Source organism: Bacillus sp. BC05(2025), from assembly GCF_056725905.1.
The window spans coordinates 1-17,052 of sequence record NZ_JBWYRA010000018.1 but is presented as its reverse complement, the minus strand read 5'-3'; the positions used below and the strand labels follow the sequence as shown (position 1 = coordinate 17,052).

The 17,052-nt window shown below is 38.0% G+C and carries 16 protein-coding genes; 13 read left to right on the top strand and 3 right to left on the bottom strand.

The window, feature by feature from the left end; all coding sequences use genetic code 11:
- The first annotated feature begins 6 nt into the window (after positions 1–6).
- From ACZ76X_RS27990 to ACZ76X_RS27930, 13 genes are all read left to right on the top strand, one after another.
- Positions 7–408 carry a head-tail connector protein gene (locus ACZ76X_RS27990; protein WP_479852361.1) on the top strand — a complete coding sequence of 134 codons (402 nt, stop codon included), beginning with the start codon at positions 7–9 and terminating at the stop codon, positions 406–408.
- A complete protein-coding gene (locus ACZ76X_RS27985; RefSeq protein ID WP_479852360.1) occupies positions 405–761 on the top strand; it encodes a putative minor capsid protein in 357 nt (118 codons plus the stop codon). Before ACZ76X_RS27990 ends, ACZ76X_RS27985 begins: the two co-directional genes overlap by 4 nt.
- Positions 758–1,108, top strand: coding sequence for a minor capsid protein (locus ACZ76X_RS27980; RefSeq protein WP_479852359.1), 351 nt, complete (start codon positions 758–760; stop codon positions 1,106–1,108). The genes ACZ76X_RS27985 and ACZ76X_RS27980 overlap by 4 nt, the downstream gene beginning before the upstream one ends.
- 11 nt (positions 1,109–1,119) lie before the next feature.
- Complete coding sequence (locus tag ACZ76X_RS27975; protein ID WP_479852358.1) at positions 1,120–1,539, top strand: minor capsid protein; 420 nt, start codon at positions 1,120–1,122, stop codon at positions 1,537–1,539.
- Between the two features lie 4 nt (positions 1,540–1,543).
- On the top strand, positions 1,544–1,990 hold the full coding sequence (locus ACZ76X_RS27970; RefSeq protein WP_479852357.1) for a phage tail tube protein: 447 nt from the start codon (positions 1,544–1,546) through the stop codon (positions 1,988–1,990).
- Positions 1,991–2,071: 81 nt separating this feature from the next.
- Entirely contained in the window at positions 2,072–2,476 is a 405-nt protein-coding gene (locus tag ACZ76X_RS27965; RefSeq protein ID WP_322364950.1) for a hypothetical protein, read from the top strand.
- Positions 2,477–2,487: 11 nt separating this feature from the next.
- Positions 2,488–3,156 carry a Gp15 family bacteriophage protein gene (locus tag ACZ76X_RS27960; RefSeq protein ID WP_479852356.1) on the top strand — a complete coding sequence of 223 codons (669 nt, stop codon included), beginning with the start codon at positions 2,488–2,490 and terminating at the stop codon, positions 3,154–3,156.
- Positions 3,149–7,081 carry a phage tail protein gene (locus tag ACZ76X_RS27955; RefSeq protein WP_479852355.1) on the top strand — a complete coding sequence of 1,311 codons (3,933 nt, stop codon included), beginning with the start codon at positions 3,149–3,151 and terminating at the stop codon, positions 7,079–7,081. Before ACZ76X_RS27960 ends, ACZ76X_RS27955 begins: the two co-directional genes overlap by 8 nt.
- Before the next feature lie 48 nt (positions 7,082–7,129).
- Positions 7,130–8,608 (top strand): distal tail protein Dit, encoded by a 1,479-nt coding sequence (locus tag ACZ76X_RS27950; protein ID WP_479852354.1) that lies wholly within the window; start codon positions 7,130–7,132, stop codon positions 8,606–8,608.
- A complete protein-coding gene (locus ACZ76X_RS27945) occupies positions 8,608–13,332 on the top strand; it encodes a phage tail spike protein (protein ID WP_479852353.1) in 4,725 nt (1,574 codons plus the stop codon). The genes ACZ76X_RS27950 and ACZ76X_RS27945 overlap by 1 nt, the downstream gene beginning before the upstream one ends.
- Positions 13,333–13,368: 36 nt before the next feature.
- The gene (locus ACZ76X_RS27940) at positions 13,369–13,857 is read left to right on the top strand and encodes a phage holin family protein (RefSeq protein WP_098235000.1); all 489 of its coding nucleotides are present in this window, start codon (positions 13,369–13,371) and stop codon (positions 13,855–13,857) included.
- 2 nt (positions 13,858–13,859) lie between these two features.
- Positions 13,860–14,072 carry a hypothetical protein gene (locus tag ACZ76X_RS27935; RefSeq protein ID WP_098413398.1) on the top strand — a complete coding sequence of 71 codons (213 nt, stop codon included), beginning with the start codon at positions 13,860–13,862 and terminating at the stop codon, positions 14,070–14,072.
- Positions 14,072–14,881 (top strand): GH25 family lysozyme, encoded by an 810-nt coding sequence (locus tag ACZ76X_RS27930; RefSeq protein ID WP_479852352.1) that lies wholly within the window; start codon positions 14,072–14,074, stop codon positions 14,879–14,881. The genes ACZ76X_RS27935 and ACZ76X_RS27930 overlap by 1 nt, the downstream gene beginning before the upstream one ends.
- 33 nt (positions 14,882–14,914) lie before the next feature.
- Here the strand turns inward: ACZ76X_RS27930 and ACZ76X_RS27925 are convergent, their stop codons facing one another.
- The 3 genes from ACZ76X_RS27925 to ACZ76X_RS27915 form a co-directional block, all read right to left on the bottom strand.
- The gene (locus ACZ76X_RS27925) at positions 14,915–15,256 is read right to left on the bottom strand and encodes a YolD-like family protein (RefSeq protein ID WP_479852351.1); all 342 of its coding nucleotides are present in this window, start codon (positions 15,254–15,256) and stop codon (positions 14,915–14,917) included.
- A complete protein-coding gene (locus tag ACZ76X_RS27920; RefSeq protein ID WP_479852350.1) occupies positions 15,253–16,518 on the bottom strand; it encodes a Y-family DNA polymerase in 1,266 nt (421 codons plus the stop codon). Before ACZ76X_RS27920 ends, ACZ76X_RS27925 begins: the two co-directional genes overlap by 4 nt.
- Positions 16,519–16,630: 112 nt before the next feature.
- On the bottom strand, positions 16,631–16,852 hold the full coding sequence (locus ACZ76X_RS27915) for a helix-turn-helix domain-containing protein (protein ID WP_000467326.1): 222 nt from the start codon (positions 16,850–16,852) through the stop codon (positions 16,631–16,633).
- Between the last annotated feature and the right edge of the window lie 200 nt (positions 16,853–17,052).

Below are 17,052 nucleotides of genomic sequence, written 5' to 3'. Positions count from 1 at the left end.
GATTACATGCCTTATATTGATGTAGATTACTATAGAAACGAATACGAAGGGACTCCTATCGCTGACGATGTGATGCTGAAACGGATGATTAAAAGAGCCTCTGATGTAATTGATCAAATAATCCATTACAAGTTGGAAGGTATCGATTTTGATCAGGTAGCTCCATTCATTAAGAAACAAGTAATGAAAGCAACTGCTGCTCAAACTGAATTCATCGCTTTATACGGGGAAACCTCAAGTAACGTTATGGTAGAGACGCCTGTTATGCAGGTAGGTAAGTTCCGTTATGGGTTATTAAGAGGTGGCAAGTCTGAAGGTGGGACAACTGTTGATCCTAGTTTCTCTCACGGAGCAATCAAATTTCTTGAACCTACAGGTTTACTTTACAGTGGGGTGGAGACGCGATGATTAATCTTATCCCTATCCCAATGCACTTGCTAATCCATACTGTTGAATATCATGAATACATTGGTGAGGATGACACTTGGGGAGGTGGTTCTGCTTCATATGCTGCGCCTATTGTTATTGAAAGAGTACGTCTGCAACCGAATGAGAAGGTGTACAACGCTACAACAGGCGATAGTGTGACATTCCAATCCATTCTATTCCATGACTCTCTCAACTCATCTCATCCTAATCAGATTTTCAAAGAGAAGTCTAAGATTGTATGGAACGGAAAGGAAATGTTCATTAAAGAGGTTGAACCACTTTATACAACAAATCCGAACAGACCGCACCATACGGAGTTGTACTTACGTTGATTAGGGTTAACGTACGAGTAAATACTTCTCAAGTCGAGTCTAACGTCATGGGGGCTGTTGAAAAAGCTCAGTTCGCATTAGACCAGCAGGTACTAAAGGACAGTAATTATTATGCTCCCGAAGATACCACAGAGCTAAAACGTTCTGGCGTCAGGTACAGTAGACCAGGCGAAGGACATGTTGGTTGGGATACGCCGTATGCAAGGCGCTTGTATTACAATCCGCAGTACAACTTCTCAAAAGACGTCAATCCTAATGCGCAGGGCTTATGGTTTGAAGCTGCTAAGTCTGCTCATATAGGAGACTGGCAAAGAATCGTCAAACAAACAATGGAAGACAACATATAGTAGGTGATCACATGAAATGGTTAATAGAAAGCGTGATCAAACATTTAACCATCGTTTTACCTCCGAGTACTATTTACGCACCAATCAAAGCCAATGTATTGGATGTAGGGACCAATAGCACACCAAGAAAGAGCATCGCTATACGGATAACCCCATCCGGTCCAGGTGAACAGTATTTCGAAGGCGAAACGATACGCAAACAATTTCAAATACTCGTTAAAAGCCCTAATGGATTAGAGGCTATGTCAAGCATCGATGCTATTGCGGACGAGCTTCATAACCTTCACAAACGTAATTTCCATAGCATTGATACTACTTACAAGCTCATTACGATGGAAAAGTATGTGGAGCCTAATTGGGTCGATAAAACAGAGGCTAACGAGCAAATATATACAGCTTTATTTACAACTGAACTACAAAAAGGAGGATAACCGAATGGCATTTTTATTAAACCATGGGTACAAATTTAAAATTAATACAGCAACTACAGGTACGAAAAAAATGGAACCTATCGCAAAAGGTATTACATCTGTAGATCCTGATAACAACGAAGAGTCAGAAGAAACGTATTACTACGACGGTGGCGGTGCTGCTGAACGTGATATTACTGGATTCATGCTAGCTTACTCATTTGGAGGTCACCGCTTCTACGGGGATGCGGCACAGGACTTTATCTTCAGTAAATTAAATAAAGTCGGCCCTGAACGTAAAGTTGACTTTGAAGTAACAGAGCCGAACGGTGACAAGTGGGAAGGTAGAGCAACCTTATCAGAAATTAAAGCTCCAGGCGGAGATGCAAACGCAAAAGGTGAAATTGAATTTACGATTTCATTCGATGGGATTCCAACATTCACTAAAGCTGGGGAAGTAACAACTCCCTAAGGTATGGATGAGTCGTGTTAAGCGACTCTCCACCTTTTAATAAACTGATTCATAAAAATATAAAAATGGAGTGTGGGTTATATGTCACAAGTATTTCAATTTAATTTTGAGAAAACATATAAAGAAGTAGATGTAGCAGGTAAGGTTTATCAAGTTGAATTTAATGATGATGCGTTAAATAAATATCAAAAAGCATTAAAACGTTTCGAGAAATCTACAAAAGAACTACAGAAAGTCATACCAGATTTCGAAAATGCTACAGATAAAGAAATTGATGCATTAACTGCTAAACAAAAAGAAATAACAAAGGACGTTGTTGATGTCTTCTTAGGTGAAGGTGCTTTCGAAGAGTTATATGATATCGCTGGTCGCTCTGTTGGTAATCTACTAAGTCTTGTTCATTACTTAAATGATTTATACGCAGAGGAAATGATAAAAAAATCAGATAAAGCGCAATCTAAATATCTTGCTAACCTTAAAAAGTAAGGTGATCAGTAATGTTCAAACTTACTGATAGAAATAGAGACATTTACGAATGGGCGGGAGAATCAATAGAGTTAAACCTGTCCTTCGATAATGTCTTAAAAATGATGGAGCTTTTTGATGATAATGACGTGCCAGACCGGATAAAACCTAACATTGCATTAAATATGATTATTGTCGATCATGCACTTTTAGCGCAATTAAATCCATCACAAAAGGAAAAACTTCTCGTCGATGTGTTTAAAGATAAATTGAATATTGATTTAATGTCAGGTAAGAAGACCAATGAGATGACGGAAGCGTTAGATAATCCGTTAACCGAAGAATGTTATCCAGAAATACCTATCGTTAATTTCACGTTAGACGCAGAAATGATATTTGCGTCTTTTTTGTATGACTACAATATCAATTTATTTGAACAACAAGGTATCCTGCAATGGGGAGAGTTTTTAGCTTTATTTAATAACCTGTCCGAAAAGACACCGATGCGTACAGCGATACACTATCGAACGTGCGAAATACCTAAGAAAGATAAGTATAACGCTGAAGAACGAAAACATATTAAGAAAATGAAAGAACGGTATGAACTTCCGGAAGCTAAAGCCATTAGAGAAGAAATGGAGTATAAGGCGTACCTAAAAAGATTAGAGGCGCAAAAGAGGCAGGTGACTTCAAATGGCTGACGGACGCGTTGATATAGAAACCAGGTTAGAATCAGGTAATATCAGACGAGATGTGCAACGAGTGAATAACGAATTAGGGCGAATTGGTTCCAATATGAACCGCACAGCTCGTGATATGCGTAATACGATGGGCCGAGAAATGAACGGGATGGTAGGAGACTCAGAGTATTACGCTAGTAAGTATCGCAGAGCATACGGTAATGAGATAGGCGGATTAATGCATGACATGGGCGGTTCGTTTAAATACATGTCTGCAGAGGCTCAGAACATGATGTTTGAAATGATGGAAGGTTTTCACGCTCAGAAAATGGCGATGATTCCATTCAAAGAGGATCAAATTAAGGCTACTTACGGATTCTATAAGATGGCTCAAGCCTCTAAAGAATTTCAAGGGACGAATCAAGATTTTATAAATCAAGCTAATGAAATAGGGAAGGCAATGAAGAAGTCCCAAGACGATCAAATAAACGCCAATCGTTTAGCGATGATGGGGATGCTTCAGACTATGGGTGTCATGAATGCAATGAGTTCTCTGGCATCTAAGACCACAAAAAACTTAGATCAAATGAAAAATCCATTGTACAATACCGCTAGACCTGCGCTTGCATTAGTTGACAGCCTTGATAAAGTTGCGCGTAGTGGATCAGCAGCGCAAATAGCGTTAGAGTTACACGGACCACAAGCAAGTATGAAAACACTAACAGATGAAACAATGAGGTTGAATTCAATCATGATGGGAATGCCTATCCTAGCGATGGGAGTCGGAATGTCTGCCTACTTCATGTACGGCGCTCTGCACAAGGCTAATATGGAGCTAGATCCTAAATATGCCAAAGCTTACAACGATATGATTGAGAAATTAACGAAAGCCCTAGAGCCGATGAGGCAGGCATTTACCGCTGTTATGGTGCCTGTCTTTAATTTTGTTACAAAGCTTGCAGAAATGACTATATCATTCAACGAGGCCCACCCTGCAATGGCACGGTTCATACAAGGGACCATCATGTTAGTTCCTGCATTGATGGCCCTTATGCTACCTCTAGGTCTTGGTGTTGGATACTTTAGAGGATTGAGAGCGATTCTATTCGCTTTACGGCCTATAATAATGCCTATTGTTACAGCATTTGCTACGATGTCAACACCTGTGTGGATACTTGCAGCTGCTATAGCGGGGTTAACAGTTGGATTCACACACTTTTATAAAACCAACGAGAAATTTAAGGGATTTGTAGACGGTACCATTAAGTCAATCAAAGACTTCAGTAAGAACCTTGCAAATAACGGAAAAGAGCTACTTAATAATGCCTATAAATCTGATATAGTACAAAACTCTATTAAAGCTATGCAGAAGGGGTTAAATGTAGCGGGTCAGAAGTCAAAAGAGTTTGGCCTTAATATGATCAATATGGGGAAATACTTATATGAGACCGCTAAGTCAGGGGACGCAATGAATGAATGGGTTGGACATTTGCCGGAGCCATTCCAAGCCACTGCAGAGAAAGTAGGTCAATCAGTAGCGAATATACGGACTTCTATACTATCATCAATACCTGTAATTCAATCGTTTGGGCAAAACATGGTAAGCATGGGGAAATATCTCTACTATACGGCCCTTGATGGCGATTATTTGAATGACTGGATAACTCATTTACCAGAGGGCTTTCAGGGGGCGGCACTTAAGGTTGGCCAAACAATGAGTAGCGTGAGGGAGAGCATCATAGGTACGTTCCCTGCCATTCAAGAATTTGGGCAGAACGTAATGAGTATGGGGAAATACTTAATGTATACCGCTATCGATGGCGATTATTTGAATGACTGGGTAACTCATCTGCCAGAGCCGTTCCAGAATACCGCCTTGCAAATTGGCATGAGCGTAGCTAATATTCGTCAAACAATAATTGACTGGGTATCTAGTACAGTCGCTGAAGGTGCACGAATGGGCGTTACCTTGAAAGACATGGGTATGTACTTCCTAGAGGTAGCGAGAACGGGTGACTTCGCTAATGAGTCGCTAATGAAACTGCCTGTAAATATGATAATGGGTGTCAAGCAGATGGGGATTGCTCTTGCTGAATTTAGAGCGAACTTTATCGCTACCTTCCCAGTAATAGGGGAATTCGGTCAGAATTTATTGAATTTGGGGCAATACATTTTACAAGTTGTACTTACAGGAGATATCATGAACGATTGGTTATCGTCAATGAGTGGTGGTTTCCAGAACGTTGCTATCTTAATCGGTACTGCTATCGAGCAAATTAAGACTAGTATTGGTTACTTTGTTGAAGCTATCAGGCTTGCTATGGGAGGGGATACTTCTCAACTAGGACAAATCTTCTCAACTATTATGCCTACACTTATTACACTCTTGGTAGGAGGCTTGCCAGGGTTACTTATAACCGCTATGCGCTTCTTGCCTACAATCGTAGAAGGTATTAATAATATGTTCCCTAATTTTCTAGAGACTGCAGGCTCCATCTTGTTAAAGTTTGCAGAAACGATAGTGGGAATGCTACCTACGATAATACAGATTGGTATTGATATCATTTCTAAGCTAGTAGACGGATTAGTTACAGCTTTGCCTATAATCGTACAAATGGCTATTGACGTTATCGTTAATACTACGAATGCTCTCATGACCGCTGTTATCGCAATGGCTCCTAGTCTTATAAATGCAGGGCTTGATATTATCATGAAAGTATGTGAAGGCATTGCTAACAACCTTCCTAAACTACTAGAAATGGCTTTACAGATCATCGAGAATCTTTTAACTGGTATCAATAACATGTTGCCTAAAATCCTAGAAGCAGGAATTAAAATTTTAACAGAATTAATTAACGGGATTGTTCAAAGGTTTCCGCAGTGGGTGCAAATGGGATACGACATGATGAATAAGTTTCTCGATTCGGTTATTAAGCACTTACCACAAATATTACAAGCGGGTATCGACATTCTTATGAAACTAATTGATGGGATTGTTAAAATGCTCCCTCAATTGCTAGACATGGCTATCAAACTTATAATCACGATAGCAAAAGGAATAGTAGACAACTTGCCTACAATCCTAGAAAAAGGTATTCAGATATTAGAAATGCTTATCCATGGTATCGCTCAATCAATACCGAAACTAGTAGTCATGGCTCTTAAACTTATCGTTGAATTTGCTAAGGTAATCGTACAGAACTTGCCTCAAATTATCGTTGTAGGCGTGCAACTGCTCCTAGCGTTAATTGAAGGTATTCTTAAGACGATTGGACGCCTTACCTCTACATTGGTCGTAGAAGTTTTAGGGGCAATTAAGAATAGCTTTAAGGACGCCGGAACATTTTTGTTAGGAGCCGGAAAAGATATCATGAACGGTTTAATCAATGGTATCAAATCAAAACTTCAAAATGCTAAAGAGGTTATGGGCGACGTAGCCTCTAGTATAAAAAAGACAATCACTAATTTCTTTGATATCCATTCTCCTTCCCGTGTTATGAAGGCACAAGGTGGATTTATAACAACAGGTTTAGGACTAGGTATTGGCGATAAAGCTAAATTTGCTATTAATAAAGCTAAGTCACTTGCAGAGGCGGTTATGGATGGTTTCCAAGCCATCACTGAAGATATACAAATGGGTGATCTTGTATCCGGTGATATCGATAGTGCTGCTTTACAATCTTCATTTGCTAGTTCTAAGCGATTCGTTAACGATATGATTAACGTTACCCCTACAGCTCAACAGGTTATATACAGAGTACCTAAACAAGAGCAACAAGTTAAAACAACATCTCCAGATAATAACCAAAGAGATCAAGGTAACACGTATATCGTATTGGATAAAAAGGTTGTTGGAGAAGCATTAGCGCAACCTGTAGAAACTACAAATAACAGACGAAAACAACGTCTGGCACAATTTAAACCAACTGTAACACCTTCCTTTTAACTAAGGGAGGTGTTTTTTATAGATGAAATATAGGAAGGAGGTAGTTAAATGCCATCAGGTAGTTTTTCTTTTAATGGGATACGTAAAGACTACATTTTTATCTTAATGGGATTTAACCGACCGGTATGGTCTCCTGTTGAGAGAGATATCTTAAAGGTTCCTTCTAAAGCAGGAGGGTATCTCCTACAAACAAATACAAATGTAAGAACAATAGAAGTTCCGGTCATTATTAAGGCGGGTAGCCAAAGCGAAATGCAAAAGAAGAAAGAAGACTTAGCGGATTGGCTTGTGACAGATCAACCTTGTGAATTAATTTTTGATGATGAACCAGATCGCACATACATGGCCGTAATTGATGGTGAAGCAGATATAGATGAATTAATTTTCAGAGGAAAAGGAAAGATTACATTTGTCTGCCCTATGCCATATAAATTAGGGGGTGTTCAAACTAAAGTTATGTCAGTACAGAATCAAGAATTAAAAGCTAATTTTGAAAATAAAGGAACAGTAGAAACGAATCCAGTTATTGATATTAAAGTAGCAAACCCTAGCCCATTCTTGGATGTATGGAATAATGATGAATATTTTAGGCTCGGTTATCCTACTGGAGTTAAAACTCGTGTGGTAAAGCAAGATGAGCGCCTGATATGGGACGAAATGACTAGTTTAACACCTTGGACAGCTGTAACTGGTCAAATAGGGATTTATAAAAGTTCAGGAAATATGAAGGTATGGCAAGGATATGCTTTTACACCTGAATCATACGGAACAGGAACTGATACTGAGTGGCATGGTCCCTTTATGAAACGAACTATCCCTAATACGAGTGGTGTTATTCAAGACTTTAGACTTGATGTGCAAATGTATTTTCAGTCTGGTCATTGGAGCAGAATGGGGAAAACGGTGGTAATGCTTTTAGATGCTAATGATAATGTAATAGTTGAATTAGCGATGGCTGATGAATATATGAGTCATGAAATGACAACGGCACAATCGATTATTGATTCAGGAGGGTCTAGAAAGTGGATCACTGACGAAATGGGCATGTACTCTGATACATTTAATAATTTCAGGGGGCATGTTTCGGTAGCGCGTAGAGGTAAAGAGTGGAGTTTCTATTTTGCTAAGTATCGCAAAAATACCGAAATAGATGATGCTAGTTTTGTCCGCGCCTGGAGAGACGAATCCGATAGCAACCCCATGACTTCTAGACCAGTCACGAAGGTAGCTGTAGGTTGTATCGCTTATGGTCCACATCCACCTGCTGAAATAGCGTTTATTGAAGATGTGAAGTTTTGGAAGATTAATACATTAACGCTTGATGAAACCCCTTATATTTTTGATGTAGGGGATAAAGTTCAGATAGATACAGAGAGATCATTAGTAACAATAAACGGTACAAATGCAATAGGTTTGAAAGATATTTTCAGTCGATTCCCGATTGTGAAGCGAGGTGACAACAATATCATTGTACGTCCTAGCAATATAGGGACTGCTACATTAACTTACAGGGAGAGATATAAATAATGCAGAAAGTAAGCGGAGATTTACACATTGTAGACTTTAAAACAAAACAAATTATCGCTTCTATTCAGCCAGCAGATTATTTCGATGATCTAAGGCATTGGGAGATTAAAGATAATGTTGACATACTGGACTTCAAACTATTAGAAGATTCTCCGTTTCTAGATTATATCCAACAAAAGAATTTGATATTAAAAGAAACTAACCCAGGTGTTATTACTCCCTATGTAATCACTTCTATTGAAAAAGACTCTGAAGCTCACAATGTTACTGTCTATGCATCAGGTGAGTGGATTTTACTTGATAAAGAGAAGTATATAAAACCGCAGGAGATTAAAAGTTGGAGCGCTGAACAGTATTTAGCACTCGGTATCACAGGTACCGGGTGGGAAATCGGTCTTATCGAAGCGGAAGGTAAGCGTTCTTTTAAGATTGAAAAGTTCATAAGCCCTTTACAATTCGTTCAGCAAATCGCAACTCTCTTCGACAACATCGAGATCCAATACAGAATTGAAATTGGAACAGGAAAACCAAGAAGATTCATTGACCTTGTTAAGAAGCGTGGTAGAGAAACGAATAAAGAGGTTACTCTTGGTAAGGATTTAGTAGGTATCAAACGTATAGAGAACTCTGAGAACATTATTACGGCATTAGTTCCGTATTATATAGGACAAGATGCAGATGGAAATGACAAGTTAATCACTATTGAATCTGTGAATAACGGATCTCAATATATCGTCGATGACGCAGCATTTCAACGTTGGAATGTGAACGGAAAGCATCTATTCGGATTCTATACGCCGGAGTCTGAAAAAGACGAACTTACTCCGGCCCGATTGTTAACATTAGCAAAAACGGAACTGAAAAAGCGCGTATCTGCAATCGTTACTTACGAAGTGAATTCCATTGATATATCTAGCGTATTTGGATATGAACATGAGGATGTAAGTGAGGGCGACACAATACGCATTATCGATGAAGGAATGACGCCAACTCTATACCTGGAAGCAAGAGCTATTGCAGGAGACAATTCCTACAAGGATAAGCATCAAAATAAACATACATTCGGAAACTATGTGGAAATAGTTGACCAAGATGAAGCGTTGCGAAAACTGTATCAAAAGATGCTTTCAATGATTAACGATAAAGTATCGAAAGAATGGTTTGCTGCTTTAGAAGAAAAGGCAAATGATGCAGCAAATAAGGCGAATGAAGCTGTCGAAGAATCTCAAACTGCCAAAGATTTAGCAACTGCTACTCAAAAGTATATGGAGCAGAATATGGTTGATATTATCGAGCAACCTACAGCCCCTACTGAGAATTTACGTGATGGGAAAACTCTGTGGATAGATAGTTCTGATCCTGAAAATAAGGTGCAGAAACTTTGGAAAGATGGGCAATGGCAAAGGGTTACTCCGGATACAGGTCCATTGCAGCAAAGTATTAAAGATGTTCAAAAAGATATTGAAAATACTAAAACAGAATTGAATCAAAAGGTTCAAGATGCACAAAATCAGGCGACAGGACAATTCAATGAAGTGAATGAAAGCTTGCAGGGGGTTAGCCGTACAATTTCTGAAGTGCAAAACGAACAAGGTAATATTAATAAGAAAGTGACTCAAATAGAGCAAACTTCAGATGGATTTAAACAATCCATTGAAGCGTTAACTAAAAACGACACTGAAATTAGCAGTAAATTAAATACAGTCGAACAAACTGTAGAAGGCACAAAAGAGACGATTTCGGAAGTGCAGCAAACAACAAGCGAACTAAAGAAAACAACAACTGAAATTAAAGCGGAAGCAGGAAAAATCACTGAAAAACTTACAAGTTTAGAGACAAGAGAAGTTAATGTTCGAAACTATGTAATTAACTCGGATTTTTCAAATGATAAAAACGGATGGACTGGAATCACAAATGCAGTTACTACTAAAATTGTCGATGTTACATTACCAAATGTTCCAGAAATTAAGAAAGGTCTGCAATTAACAAGTAATAGCGCTTTTGTCACTCAGCTTTTACAGACAGAGCCTTTTATAAATAAAAAAGGGGTTGCTTCCTGCTATGTGGATGTAAAAACAGTAACCTCTACATCTGAGTATCCCCGTTTGTACATGCGGTTTACTTATGACCAAAATGGAAAAGAACAATACTATTATTCTATTTTTCCACAAAAAGAGGTAACAAATGGTTGGAAACGAATTTCAGTTAAATTTGATACGACTAAATATACAGGTACTTTGAAAGAGGTACGTGTAAATATAGCAACCGCTAATACAACTACTGTAGATGCAACGTTTACAGGAATAATGGTTACATTTGGCGACTTACTTGAAGCTTGGAATCTTGCTCCAGAAGACGGAGTAACACAAGGGACTTTTCAATCTAAAACTACGGAGATTGAGAAAAGTGTGGAGGGTGTTACGACTACTGTATCCAATGTAAAAAAAGATCAAGATACAATGCAATCTACATTGAATCAAGTTAAACAGACTGCAGATTCGAATTCTCAAACCATTACAACGATATCCCAGACACAAGGGAAACATGGGGAGATTATTCAGCAAAACACAACCGATATCTCACAGCTGAATAATCAAATCAAGTCTAAAGTGTCTGATACGCAAATGCAGGAATATGTTGGTGGATTAGGAAGCACAAACTTACTATTTAATACTGCCTTTGAAGATCGAGTAATAAACGCTTCTACAGGAGTAATCACATCTAGAACTCCTAGTGTCGCTAAATGGGGGATATGGGCGAACGGTACAAATTTTAAAGCTACGCCTGAGTCGGCTCGCAACCATGATGGATATAACTCAGTGAAATTAGAAACTACCGGATTAACAGCAAATGCACCTGCTAGTTTGTATCAAAATGCACCCAGTCAAGCTAATTCAGGGGACTATGTATTTTCATCCTGGTTCTATACAGATAATAAAGACTTGCTAGACGGTGGAGCTTATATACAAATAGCTTATTACAATGGTGGGACTTTGGTAACAAATAGCGCTGTACAACTAGTCCCTATATTAGCTAATAACTCATGGGTGTTTGTTTCTGCAACTTTACCTGCACCTGCTGCAGCTCATAATGCTGTTCGAGGTGTTGTAACTATTACCCGTAACGGTAGACTATGGATGTCTCAACCGCAACTCCAAAAAGGGAAGATTCCTAGTGCTTTCATGGAAAACCCAAAAGACTACGCTAACTATGACCAACTTGTTGGAGAGATAGCAAAGAAAGTGGCTACTTCTGAGTTCGACTCTAAAGTATCTACTCTTGAAACAAGTATCAATCAGCAATCTAATCGTATTGACTTAAAGGCAGAGAGTAATGATGTTTACAATAAAGTAGATTCCGATGGACGTTTTGGAAGTAAAGCTATAGTAGATTCGCATTCTTCTAAGTTATCTCTAATGAGTGATGAAATTAACTTACGAGTTAAAAATAACGAAATTTCTTCTACAATCAACCAAACAGCTCAATCTGTGTTGATTCAAGCGAGTAAGATTTATCTTGATGGTTACATTGAAGCAAAACACCTTAAAGCGCAGACTTTGCAAGGGGTAACAATTCAAACCGCTCCTGCAGGTTCAGGCGCCAATCAAATTCGTTTAAATGCACAGAATTTAACTGTATACGGTGGTGGACGTAGTAGAGGTTATTTAGGATTCATTGAGCGTACAGATGGGAATGTTCAGTCCGCTTTAATTCTTGGTAATGATTATGAGACTACAGGGACGTTAAATGGATCATTAGTAATTGACCAAACTACAATAAATTCAAACGTATTCACTAACTCAGTGGCTTCGATTGGGATTGCTACAGGTCGTAATGGAAATGACGTAATTAAATCTTCCTATATCAATTTCTACAGATATGATGGAGCAATGCAAATTAACTCTGTAGGGGATATGAGCGTAACTAACACTAATGGTAATATTTCTCTTACTGCTAGTTCCACAAGTAGTATTACAGGATTTGTAACCTTGAGCGCTTCTAAAGATATGGACTTTATCGCTAAACGTGGCTACTTTAAATTTTATACAAGTGATAATAGGTCAATCCCTGCAATGACAATTAAAGACTTAGCTCCAACTGCTCAAGGAGATGTAGATTTTACTTTTGCAAATCAGATTATGTTTAGAATGGCAAGGCATCCTGATTATGTTGGTGAAGGATTACAGATTAAAAGTGCGACAGGTGACGCTTTCCGAGACATTAAACTGAGAACACTGCGAGCTACGGAGAATATATCAGCACAAGGAAGAATGTATGCGCTAGAGTTCGTACCTACGTCTACACGTAAGATTAAAACTAATATAGAGGATTTACCTTTCTCAGCGCTTGAAAAAGTGAACAGTGTAAAAATTAAGCAATATAATTTAATTGCAGACGTTGAAAAATACAATGCGGGCGAGATTGACATTTTACCTGTAAACTACGGTATGATTGCCGAGGATAGCGATAGAGTATTTACCACCCCTGAGAAAGATGCAATCACATTATATAGTTCAGTTTCTATTACAATACAATCCGTACAAGAACTAGACTGGAAAATGGACAATATGCAGTTTGATATTGGTATGTTAAAGCAAGAACTTGAAGAGCAAAAGCTTAAGGAGGTGGATCAAGATAACCGAATCGCGGCACTAGAAGAATTGGTAAGGAAATTGATGAATGAAACACCAACAACAGAAAATACAAAGCAAACAGAGCAGTAAGCTGGTCTTTTTTTATATTTAAAAGGAGGTGAATAATTGGAGCGAGTGCATGATATTTTCAGAAGTCTTAATATAATTGACGTTTTCAACTCTACAACATTTAAGCTTGGTTCATTAGTTGGTGGAGGGTTAGGAACATTTTTAAGTATTGTATACGGAAAATCTAACTTAATATGGATTTGTATTCTGATGATGGTAGTAACTTTAGATTGGATTACTGGAAGTAAGGCATCTAAATTAGATGGATCATATTCATCAGCATATGGAGTAGAAGGCATCGCGCGTACCGTGGTGCTTTTTTTACTGCCATGTTTAGCTCACATGTTTGATATCGCATTCAAGTTACCCGATTTCTTCTTTTTTATGGTAACAGGCGGTTTAACATATCATATTTTCAATAGTTTCACAGCTAATTGCGTTCGTGTCGGTTGGGATAAATGGATTCCAACATGGTTACTGGAAAGTGTGGCAAGTGAAATTGAAGCAAAAATAAAACGTTCTGATACAAGGAAACGGAGGAAATAATGATGCAAGAGAAATTCAAGAATTATGGATTATGGGTAGCGTTGTTCGCACTGTTAGGGATGGTATTAATGGATACTGTCCCTCATTTTAATTTAGGAAGATATCAGGAATATGTAGATATGATTCTATACATTTTGATTGCTGCAGGTGTTGTATCTAACCCTACAGCAGGTAAATGGTTTGCCGATAAACAAAACAAAGGAGCGGATAAATAATGGGACACATTATAGATATTTCAAAATGGAATGGTAATATTAATTGGCCTGTAGCAAAACAACACATTGATTTTATTATAGCTCGTGTACAAGACGGTTCTAATTATGTGGATCCATTATATAAAGGATATGTACAAGCCATGAAGCAACACGGTATTCCTTTTGGGAATTATGCATTCTGTCGTTTCGTTTCTGAAAATGATGCACGTATAGAAGCTAGGGACTTTTGGAATCGCGGAGACAAGAGTGCCACAGTTTGGGTTGCTGATGTAGAAGTAAAAACAATGGATGATATGAGAGCGGGTACGCAAGCCTTTATTGATGAATTACGCCGATTAGGAGCCAAGAAAGTCGGTTTATATGTTGGCCATCATATGTATGCTCCGTTTGGCATGGCTAATGTAAAAGCTGACTTTGTATGGATTCCTCGTTATGGCGGTAACAAGCCAGCTTATCCATGTGATATTTGGCAATACACAGAGACAGGTAATGTACCTGGTATTGGTAAGTGTGATTTGAACCAATTGATTGGCAGTAAATCATTATCTTGGTTTACTGGAGAAAAACAACCAGAACAAGCTATTGCCAATGGCGGCTATCAATATGTTAAATCTGGCGGATTTGGTATTTCACTAGTCCAGGAAGTCGTAAATGCTATGAATGAGCGCGGAACTAAAGGTCAGGTTGTATCTGATCCACTAACTGGTTTAGCGTATTTACAAACTGAGATACTACCTAATGGCGAACTAGATAAAATTACAGCTTGGATGGATGAAAGGCAATGGTGGTACGAGTATATTAAAAAGTAAACAACGAAAGCCGTCCTGTTGGACGGCCTTTTTTCATTTTGCATCAATAATATCAATAAATTTCAACGTCATATTATTATAAAATGCATCCGTACAAATTATAGATTTATTTAACGGATCAATATCAATGACGGTCATATAGCTAGTAAGTAAAAAACCATCTTCATAATATGTAATCAATATTTCTTCTTCAGAAAGTAGCGAACATAAAAGCATATTCTCAATACGTTCTTGCTCTTCCTGGGTTAATGTAGGGCGTTCTACTTTTGCCTTGTCTTTAATAATCTCACGGATACCAGCGAATTGTTCTGGCATCGCTGCGAATGGAGTCCATTTAACCATTCCTCGTCCTTTTGGCATATTAGCGTTGTTCATGCTTTATGTCCCCCTAGCAATGTGTTTCTGTATCTTGCTGTTGCACTATTTGTATACGAAATCCCTCGTAATATGCTGTTCTTACCGAATTTAGTGCGTATTTCGTCCATTACTTTAGTTAGTTTCATTTCTTTTTCGCGTTGTATTACGTTATCGAATAGTGAGATTTGTTCTTCGCCTTCATTGATTAAGTTAGTTAAAGAAACATTGATAGTTCTAATGGGTTCCCCAGTATAAAACTCATGTAAAAAGTATGTACAAATCTTATATATATCCATTGTCAAATTGGTTGGTCGGTTCATAGTGTGAGTTTTTCTGAAACCGCCAGCGTAATTTTTACTGTAACCAATAGAAAAATGAATAGTTTGAGCTAGTTTGTTTTGCCTTCGCATTCGATAACAAACTTCCTCGATATGTTCCAGTAGAATAATTGGGAATTCCTCTATGGTGTAATCACGCATAAGTATTTGGCTTTTACCAATAGAAGTTGTTGCCGGAACGTATTTTTCTGATATTCGGCTAAAATCAATGCCGTTGCTATGTAAGTGTAGTTCTTCGCCAATGACCCCGAAGCTCTGTTTTAAATATTTGAGTGGATATTGCGCCAAGTCTCCGATTGAGTGAATGCCTTTTCGGTTTAACTTTGCTTCTGTCTTACCCGAAATCCCCCAAAACTTACTAAGCGGTCGTATTGGCCATAATTTTATGGGTACATCTTTGTATTTCCAGTATGCTATGCAATCTTTCGTTTTCTTCGCTTCTACATCTAAGGCAACCTTACTCATTAAAGGGTTTGGACCAATTCCTATCGTGCATTCAATTCGCGTCTTAGCATATATCTCTCGTTTGAATTTCAATGCAAATTCATATGGATCATTAGCAAATAAATGAATACTATCCGTAATGTCCATAAAGAACTCATCGATGGAATATTGGTGAAAATCCTCAATTGGCACGTATTGTAGAGCCAACTTAGTAATGAAATTAGAACATTTTATGTAAGTACTCATAATTGGATTTACCACAAGGATATCTTTACGACGTGGTATCTCATACAATCTCGCCATTTTCTTAACGCCTAATGCTTTTAATGGTGGAGTTGCAGCCAAAACAATTGAACCACTCCTATTCACATCACCAACTACAGCCAATTTAGTATGAAGTGGGTCTAATCCCATTTTGATGCACGATACACTGGCATAGAACGAACGAAGATCTACACATAAAACAATTCGATTTGGCAATATTGAATAGTCATACACCGTTATTCCCCCTAAATAACAGAACGTTAGTTCTTATTATATACGAATGTACGTTCTTTTATGAAGAGATTTTTATAAAAAAATAAAAATAGCCCCACCGGTTTTAGTGAAGCTACATCCAAAATTCATTTTCATTTATGTTTTTCCCTAACTTCTTTAATCCCCTTGTTATTTGGGATATAGTCGAAAATTTAGGTGTGTATTCTTTATCATTACACACTTTTGAAATAGTACCCCTACTCAACTTAGCAGCCTTCTCCAATTCCCCTTGTGTAATTCCTTGTTTGTCTAACCACTTACCAAATTTACTACGTTTTTTGCCTAATCCAAACACCTTTACCACCTCATGAATAGCTTGCCCTTTTCGTCATTTTTTTAAACGCGAGAAAAAAACTGACATAAAGGCCAAACAGTACCCAATACCCTTTACCATACCAAACAAATTACGATTCTCAGTTCCAGATTAATAGCCTTTTAAAAATTCGTTTCACCTATTCCAAATAGAGTTCGTTCACAGAATACTGCTATAGACAT